The sequence below is a fragment of the Nocardioides sp. genome (genome assembly GCF_025965415.1).
Taxonomy (GTDB): Bacteria; Actinomycetota; Actinomycetes; order Propionibacteriales; family Nocardioidaceae; genus Nocardioides.
This window is the reverse complement of sequence record NZ_JAOPWY010000001.1, coordinates 1-8306: the sequence shown is the minus strand read 5'-3', so window position 1 is coordinate 8306 and position 8306 is coordinate 1. Positions and strand designations below refer to the sequence as shown.

At 71.2% G+C, this 8306-nt stretch carries 7 protein-coding genes; 6 read left to right on the top strand and 1 reads right to left on the bottom strand.

Going from position 1 to position 8306, the window contains the following annotated elements; translation table 11 throughout:
• Positions 1 to 1191, bottom strand: a 1191-nt coding sequence (locus JWN97_RS00035; protein ID WP_297616178.1) for an ROK family transcriptional regulator, incomplete at its 3' end; no start/stop codon positions are given.
• Between the two features lie 95 nt (positions 1192 to 1286).
• On the opposite strand from JWN97_RS00035, the gene JWN97_RS00030 reads away from it, so the two are divergent.
• The 6 genes from JWN97_RS00030 to JWN97_RS00005 form a co-directional block, all read left to right on the top strand.
• A complete protein-coding gene (locus JWN97_RS00030) occupies positions 1287 to 2810 on the top strand; it encodes a sugar ABC transporter ATP-binding protein (protein WP_297616175.1) in 1524 nt (507 codons plus the stop codon).
• Positions 2807 to 3898, top strand: a complete 1092-nt coding sequence (locus JWN97_RS00025) for an ABC transporter permease (RefSeq protein WP_297616171.1) — start codon at positions 2807 to 2809, stop codon at positions 3896 to 3898. Before JWN97_RS00030 ends, JWN97_RS00025 begins: the two co-directional genes overlap by 4 nt.
• 88 nt (positions 3899 to 3986) lie before the next feature.
• On the top strand, positions 3987 to 5063 hold the full coding sequence (locus JWN97_RS00020) for a substrate-binding domain-containing protein (RefSeq protein WP_297616169.1): 1077 nt from the start codon (positions 3987 to 3989) through the stop codon (positions 5061 to 5063).
• A 78-nt stretch (positions 5064 to 5141) separates the two neighbouring features.
• Positions 5142 to 6323 carry a Gfo/Idh/MocA family oxidoreductase gene (locus JWN97_RS00015; protein ID WP_297616166.1) on the top strand — a complete coding sequence of 394 codons (1182 nt, stop codon included), beginning with the start codon at positions 5142 to 5144 and terminating at the stop codon, positions 6321 to 6323.
• Between the two features lie 34 nt (positions 6324 to 6357).
• A complete protein-coding gene (locus JWN97_RS00010; RefSeq protein WP_297616163.1) occupies positions 6358 to 7365 on the top strand; it encodes a sugar phosphate isomerase/epimerase family protein in 1008 nt (335 codons plus the stop codon).
• Positions 7366 to 7418: 53 nt separating this feature from the next.
• Positions 7419 to 8306 (top strand): ATP-dependent DNA helicase (locus JWN97_RS00005; protein ID WP_363321229.1); only part of this gene is annotated, 888 nt, incomplete at its 3' end.

Genomic DNA, 8306 nt, shown 5'->3' with positions numbered 1-8306 from the left:
GCGACCGGCCGCGACCTCGGCCGCGACGTCCGCGGCGGCGAGGGCGTCGCTGGCCGCCTCCACGACCTCGGGGGAGAGGACGTGCTCGATGGCCAGCGCGGACGCACCCAGCACCGCGGCCTCCCCGCCGGCCCTGGAGGTGACGATGCGCAGGTGCTCGGTGGCCAGCGGCAGCGAGCGCTGGTAGACCGACTCCCGGATCCCGGCGAGCAGGTGCTCGCCGGCGCCGGCGACCTGGCCGCCGATGACCACGACCGACGGGTTGATCAGGTTGACCATGGTGGCGACGACCTCGCCGATGTCTCGCCCGGCCTGGCGGACCACAGCCATGGCCACCTGGCTGCCCGCGCGCACGAGGTCGACCACGTCACCCCCGGTCTCGGCGCTCCCGCCCTGGGCGCGGACCGCGGCGGCCAGCGCGGGGCCGGCCGCCACCGCCTCGAGGCAGCCGGTGTTGCCGCAACGGCACGGTACGTCGGCGGCGCCGGGGACGCGGACGTGCCCGAGGTCGCCCGCGGTGCCCTGCGCGCCACGCTGGAGCACGCCACCGGACACGATGCCGGCGCCGATGCCGGTCGCGACCTTGATGAGCACGAGGTCGTCGACGTCGCGCAGGTGCAGGCGCCGCTCGCCCAGGGCCATGATGTTGACGTCGTTGTCGACGAGCACCGGCACGGGATAGTGCCGCTGGAGGTGGCCCGGCACGTCGTAGCGGTCCCAGCCCGGCATGATCGGGGGGTTGATCGGTCGACCCGTGGAGTGCTCGACCGGACCGGGCAGGCCGATGCCGATGGCGGCGAGGTCCGCGATCGGCCGGCCGCTGGCCGCGAGCAGGTCGCGCACGGACTCCACGACCCACGTGAGCATCGGGACCGGTCCGTCCGCGACAGCGAGCCGGGCGTCCACCTCGCCGAGGATCGTGCCGTTGAGGTCGGTCAGCGCCGCCCTCGCGTGGGTGGCTCCCACGTCCACGCCGACGACCAGGCGGGCCGTCGGGTTGAGCGCGAAGAGGGCGGGGGGACGGCCGCCGGTGGAGCGGGCACCGCCGAACGGCGCGACCAGTCCGAGCCGCATGAGGGTGTCGATCCGGGCGGTGACGGTGGAGCGGGCCAGGCCCGTCGCGTCGGCGAGCTGCGCGCGGGTCCAGGGCCTTCCGTCGCGAAGGAGGTCGAAGAGCTCGCCGGTGCGCACGGGCGGAGTCAAGCACATCCCGAACTTTGAACGCTAGGCGACAGACTTTTGATTGACCCTCGACAAAAGCGGGTGACGCATGCCACAGTTCGCGGGTGACGTCCCCGCCGACCACGGCCCCCTTGCTCGAGATGCGCGGCATCGTGAAGCGCTTCCCCGGCGTGCTCGCGCTGGGCGGCGTCGACCTCGACGTCCGTCCGGGCGAGGTCCACTGCCTGTTTGGGCAGAACGGCGCCTGCAAGTCCACCCTGATCAAGGTTCTCTCCTCCTGCTACCAGCCCGACGAGGGCGAGATCCTCTGGGAGGGCCAGCCCGTCACGCTGTCCACGCCGCAGTCGGCGATGAAGCTGGGCATCTCCACGATCTACCAGGAGCTCGACCTGGTGCCGGGCCTCTCCGTCGCGGAGAACGTCTTCTTGGGACACGAGCTCTCCTCGGCCGGGATGAGCCAGCGTGGCCGGACGAACCGGGTGACCGCCGACCTGCTCGCCCGCCTCGGGCACAGCGAGATCCCTCCGACCCGCGAGGTCGGGCGACTCACGCCTGCTGCCCAGCAGATCGTCAGCATGGCCCGTGCCCTCTCGCAGGACACCCGCCTCCTCGTCCTCGACGAGCCGTCGGCCGTGCTCGACCAGGGCGAGGTCGACAACCTCTTCCGCGTCATCCGCGACCTCACCACCGAGGGCGTGGCCGTGGTCTACATCTCCCACCGCCTCGAGGAGATCCGCCAGATCGGCGACCGCATCACCGTGCTCAAGGACGGCATCACGGTCGCCTCGGGTCTCGCCGTGGCCGACACGCCCACCGCCGACCTCATCAAGCTGATGACGGGGCGCTCGATCGAGTACGTCTTCCCGCCCCGCGGCACCAGCGTGGCCACCTCGGGCGACGCCGTCCTCGAGGTCAGCGGACTCGAGCTGCCGGGGGTGTTCTCCGGAGTCGACCTCAGCGTCCACGCCGGGGAGATCGTCGGGCTGGCCGGGCTTGTCGGCGCCGGACGGTCCGAGATCCTCGAGACGGTCTACGGCGCCCGCCGTCCGTCCGCGGGCACCGTACGCGTCAACGGGCGCGAGCTGCGCCGCGGATCGGTCCCGGCAGCAGTCAAGGCCGGTCTCGGACTAGCCCCCGAGGAGCGCAAGAGCCAGGGCCTGCTGCTCGACCAGGCGGTCTATCGCAACATCACGATCTCCACGCTCGGTCGCTTCGCCCGCCTGGGGCTCCTCGACAGCGGCGAGGAACGTCGTCGCGCCACCGAGGTCACCCAGTCGCTCGACGTGCGCCCGGGCGGTGTCGACCGCCTCGTACGCCTCCTCTCGGGTGGCAACCAGCAGAAGGTCGTCCTGGCGCGGTGGCTGCTCCGGGAGTGCCGGGTGCTCCTGCTCGACGAGCCCACGCGTGGCGTCGACGTCGGCGCCCGGGCCGAGATCTACGCCGTCGTCCGCGCCCTGGCCGACTCGGGCGTCGCCGTCGTGGTCGTGTCGAGCGAGGTGGAGGAGGTGCTCGGGCTCGCGGACCGGGTGCTGGTGGTCCGCGAGGGCCGCGTCGTGCACGAGGGACCTGCACAGGAGATCGACGAGTCCCGTGTCCTCGATCTCGTCATGGAAGGAAGCGCCGCATGAGCGAGCACCGCACCACCCCCGACCAAGCCCCTGACCTGACCGCGGTGGAGAACACCGTGGCTCCCTCGAGCGACACCGTCCGGGTGGAGCGCGCCGCCTCCGAGTCCGCGGGGACGTCGCGGGGTGCCGGCCTGATGAGCGGCGCCTTCGGTCGCAACATCGGCCTGGTGGTGGCGCTGCTCGTGATCTGCGTCGTCGGCGCCGGCACCGCGGGCGACCGCTTCGCGAGCATCGACAACCTGGTGACGATCCTGCGACTCGCCTCCATCGTCGGCGTGGTCAGCATCGGCATGACGTTCGTGATCATCGGAGGGGGGATCGACCTGTCCGTGGGCGCCATCGTGGCGCTCTCCTCGGTGTGGGCGACCACCTTCGCCACCCAGAACATGGCCGAGGACGCCCACTGGACCCTCATGGTGTTGGTCGCCCTCGTGGTCGGCGGGGCCTGCGGACTCGTCAACGGCGTGCTGATCGCCTACGGCAACATCGTCCCCTTCATCATGACCCTCGCCATGCTGGCGTCCGCACGTGGACTGGCCGAGATCATCTCCGAGCGACGCACCCAGATCGTGCGGGTCGATGGGTTCAAGGACTTCTGGTCCGCCGACGTCCTCGGCGTCCCGCTGCTCGTCGTCATCTTCGCCCTGGTCGCGGTGGGGGGCTGGTTCCTGCTCAACCGGACGACCTTCGGGCGTCGCACCCTCGCCGTCGGTGGCAGCCCCGAGGCAGCGCGTCTCGCCGGCATCAACGTCAAGCGTCATACGGCCATGCTCTACGTGCTCGTCGGGCTCTGCTGCGGCCTGGCCGCGCTCATGTACCTCGCCCGCACCTCGACCGGCAGCTCCACCCACGGCACGCTTCTGGAGCTCGACGCGATCGCCGCGGTCGTCATCGGCGGGACGCTCCTCACCGGCGGGCGCGGCACCATCGTCGGCACCGTGATCGGCGTGCTCATCTTCAGCACTCTCAGCAACGTCTTCGTCCTCAACAACCAGGACAGCTCGACCCAGGCCGTCGCCAAGGGTCTGATCATCGTCGTCGCCGTGCTGCTCCAGCAGCGCCTGGCCCGACGCTCGACCACGACCTGACCAGCTGGCCATGCACGCACTCGGAACTCCGCCCCACCCGCACCACACCGCACCATCGCACCCACACCAGACACAAGGAGCACATCCCATGCGACTGCGCACCACCACCTCACGGCAGCAGAGCCGCCGCTACCCCGGCCTCGTGGTCGGCGCGGTCGCCGTCCTCGCCCTGTCCGCCTGCACCGGCAGCGCCGAGGACGCCGCCAACGACGAGGAGAGCTCCTCGGACTCCGCCCCCGTGGCCGCCGAGGGCGGCAACGACGAGGCCGGCGACACCGTCACGATCGGCTTCTCCGCACCCGCCGCCGACCACGGCTGGATGGCGGCCATCACCAACAACGTCCGCGACCTCGCCGAGCAGTACCCCGACCTCGACCTGCAGATCGCCGAGGGCACCAACGACGTCAACCTCCAGATCAGCCAGGTCGAGACCTTCATCAACGACGGCGTCGACGCCATCGTCCTGCTGCCCTTCGACGGAGCCGCGATGACCCCCGTCGCCCTCCAGGCGATGGAGGCCGGCATCACGGTCATCAACGTCGACCGTGAGTTCGACGACCCCAACGCCGCCCGGGTCACCGTGCTCGGCGACAACTACGGCATGGGCGTGTCCGCCGGCCAGTACGTCTGTGAGCAGGCCGACGGCAACGAGGACGCCGTCGTCGCCGAGATCGCCGGCATCGACTCGCTGCCGCTGACCCAGGACCGCAGCCAGGGCTTCGAGGACGCGCTGTCCGAGTGCGGCCTCGACGTCGATGCCCGCCAGGCGGCGGAGTTCACCGTCGAGAGCGGCGAGGAGGTCGCGGCCAGCCTCCTGCAGGCCGAGCCGAAGATCGACTTCCTGTGGAACCACGACGACGACCAGGGCGTCGGCGTCCTGGCCGCGATCGAGAACGCCGGTCGCGACGAGTTCGTGATGATCGGCGGGGCCGGTTCCGCCAACGCCATGCGCGAGATCCAGGACGGCAGCGGGGTCCTCAAGGCGACGGTCATCTACCCGTCGACCCAGGGTGCCGACGGCGTCAAGCTCGCCCGCCTGCTCCTGCAGCAGAAGGCTATGACCGACCTGGTCGAGGTCGAGGTCCCGCGCCTGGTGCAGCTCTACGCGCCGGTCGTCACCGGCGACAACGTCGACCAGTACATCGACTCCGCCTTCGAGTCCTGAGCGACGTCCCGTCCGGCGCCCGCGGGCGTCGGACGGGGCTGCTGCATCGAGCCGGTCGACGACAGAACAGGATCCATGATGACCTCCGAGCACGACACGCTGTCCGTGGGGATGGTGGGCTACGCCTTCATGGGGGCGGCGCACTCCCAGGCGTGGCGCAACGCCCCCCGCTTCTTCGACCTGCCGCTGCGCCCCCGGATGGCGGCGGTGGCGGGTCGCGACCCGGCGAAGGTTTCCGCGGCCGCCACCCGGCTCGGGTGGGAGACCACCGAGACGTCGTGGCAGGCGCTCATCGCTCGGGACGACATCGACCTGATCGACGTCTGCACCCCCGGTGACACGCACGCCGAGATCGCCATCGCGGCGCTCGAGGCGGGCAAGCACGTGCTCTGCGAGAAGCCCCTGGCCAACACTGTCGAGGAGGCCGAGGCCATGGTCGCGGCCGCCGAGAAGGCCGCCGCGCACGGCGTACGCTCCATGGTCGGCTTCACCTACCGACGCGTCCCCGCGATCGCCCTCGCGCGCCAGCTCGTCGCCGAGGGCCGCATCGGCACGATCCACCACGTCCGGGCGCAGTACCTGCAGGACTGGATCGTCGACCCGGAAGCCCCGATGTCGTGGCGTCTGGAGAAGGCGAAGGCCGGGTCCGGGGCACTGGGCGACATCGGAGCGCACATCGTCGACCTCACGCAGTTCATCACCGGGGACACCATCGCCACGGTCACCGGGAGGCTGGAGACGTTCGTCAAGGAACGCCCGCTGCCCGCGGAGTCCCACACCGGACTGTCGGGCACGGCGAGCGCGACCGGCCGCGGCACGGTCGACGTCGACGACGCGGCGGCGTTCCTGGCCCACTTCCGCGGAGGCGCGCTGGGCGTCTTCGAGGCCACCCGGTTCGCCAACGGGCGCAAGAACGCCATCCGCATCGAGGTCAACGGATCTCGTGGCAGCATCGCCTTCGACTTCGAGGACATGAACGTCCTCCACTTCTACGACGGCGGCGACGCCGAGGCGACGGCGGGATTCCGGCGGATCCTCGTCACCGAGCCCCAGCACCCCTACGTCGCCGCGTGGTGGCCGCCCGGGCACGTGCTGGGCTACGAGCACGGTTTCACCCACCAGGTCGTCGACCTGGTCACCGACATCGCTGCCGGCAACGACCCGAGCCCGTCCTTCGCCGACGGGCTGCAGGTCCAGCGCGTCCTCGCAGCCGTCGAGGCGAGCTCGCTCAGCTCCACGTGGCAGGACATCCCCGCATGACACCAGCACCGCTCCAGCAGAGAAGGGACACCTGATGACTCGCCCTGTCACCCTGTTCACCGGCCAGTGGGCCGACCTGCCGTTCGAGGAGATGTGCCGGCTCGCCTCCGGCTGGGGCTACGACGGCCTGGAGCTGGCCTGCTGGGGTGACCACTTCGACCCCTGGGCTGCCGTCGAGGACGAGTCCTACGTCCCGGCCAAGCTCGAGATGCTGAAGAAGTACGACCTCCAGGTGTTCGCCATCAGCAACCACCTCAAGGGCCAGGCGGTGTGCGACGACCCGATCGACGAGCGGCACCGCGGCATCCTCCCGGACAGGATCTGGGGTGACGGCGACGCCGAGGGCGTACGGCAGCGCGCGGCCGAGGAGATGAAGATGACCGCCCGGGCGGCTCGCAAGCTCGGGGTGGACGTCGTAGTCGGGTTCACGGGTTCCTCCATCTGGAAGTACGTCGCGATGTTCCCGCCGGCATCGCAGGAACTGGTCGACGCCGGCTACCAGGACTTCGCCGACCGCTGGACCCCGATCCTCGACGTCTTCGACAGCGAGGGCGTGAAGTTCGCCCACGAGGTCCACCCGTCGGAGATCGCGTACGACTACTGGACGACCGTCGCCGCTCTCGAGGCGATCGGTCATCGTGAGGCCTTCGGGCTCAACTGGGACCCGTCGCACTTCGTGTGGCAGGACCTGGACCCGGTCGGGTTCCTGTGGGACTTCAAGGACCGGATCTACCACGTCGACTGCAAGGACGCGAAGCGCCAGACGGGCAACGGGCGCAACGGTCGGCTCGGCTCGCACCTGCCCTGGGCGGACCCTCGTCGCGGCTGGGACTTCGTCTCGACCGGACACGGCGACGTCCCGTGGGAGCAGTGCTTCCGGATGCTCAACACCATCGGCTACACCGGCCCGATCTCCGTCGAGTGGGAGGACGCCGGCATGGACCGGCTCGTGGGGGCGCCCGAGGCGCTCGAGTTCGTGCGCGGGCTGGCCTTCGACGCGCCGGACGCGGCCTTCGACGCCGCGTTCGCCACGAAGGACTGACGCGCCGCACCGCGGCGGCGGGCGGTGTCCCCGGCCGCGGCTAGGGTTCTCGGGTGCCTGACCCCTCGCCCACGACCACCGCCGAGCCGGTCGACCTCGCCGACGCCGACTCCGTGCGCGCGGTGCTGGCGACCGCGGTGGCCGAGCTCGGGGGCCAGGAGCGCCCGGGCCAGGTCCAGATGGCGCAGGCCGTGGCCGACGCGATGGTCGACGGCTTGCACCTGCTCGTCCAGGCCGGCACCGGCACCGGCAAGTCGCTGGCCTACCTGGTGCCGAGCCTGCTGCACGACAAGCGGGTCGTGGTGGCGACCGCGACGCTCGCGCTCCAGCACCAGCTGGTCGAGCGCGACATCCCCGCCCTGGTCGAGGCCGCACAGCACGTGCTGCACGAGACCCCGTCCTACGCCGTGCTCAAGGGCCGCTCCAACTACGCGTGCCTGCACCGGATCCGCGAGGGCGTGCCCGACGACCAGGGCGTGCTGGTCGACGTGCCGCAGGGCTCGATGGCCGGCAAGGTGCTCGAGCTCCGCGGCTGGGCGGAGGAGCAGTCCCAGGCCGGAGGCAGCGGCGAGCGCGACGCCGCCCCACGCCACACCGACCGCGAGTGGCGCCAGGTCAGCGTCAGCCACCGCGACTGCCTGGGCGCGGCCAAGTGCCCGTTCGGGCAGGAGTGCTTCGCCGAGCTCGCCCGCGAGAAGGCCCACCGCTCCCACCTGGTCATCACCAACCACTCGCTGCTCGCGATCGACGCGATCGAGGGCGTGCCGATGATCCCCGACTACGACGTCGTGGTCATCGACGAGGCCCACGAGCTGACCGCCCGGGTGACCCAGGCCGCCACCGACGAGCTGGCGGCCACCGACGTCGAGCGCGCCTCGCGCCGCTCCCAGCGCCACGTCGACGGCCCCGAGGCCGACGACCTCGCCGACGCCGCGGGGGCG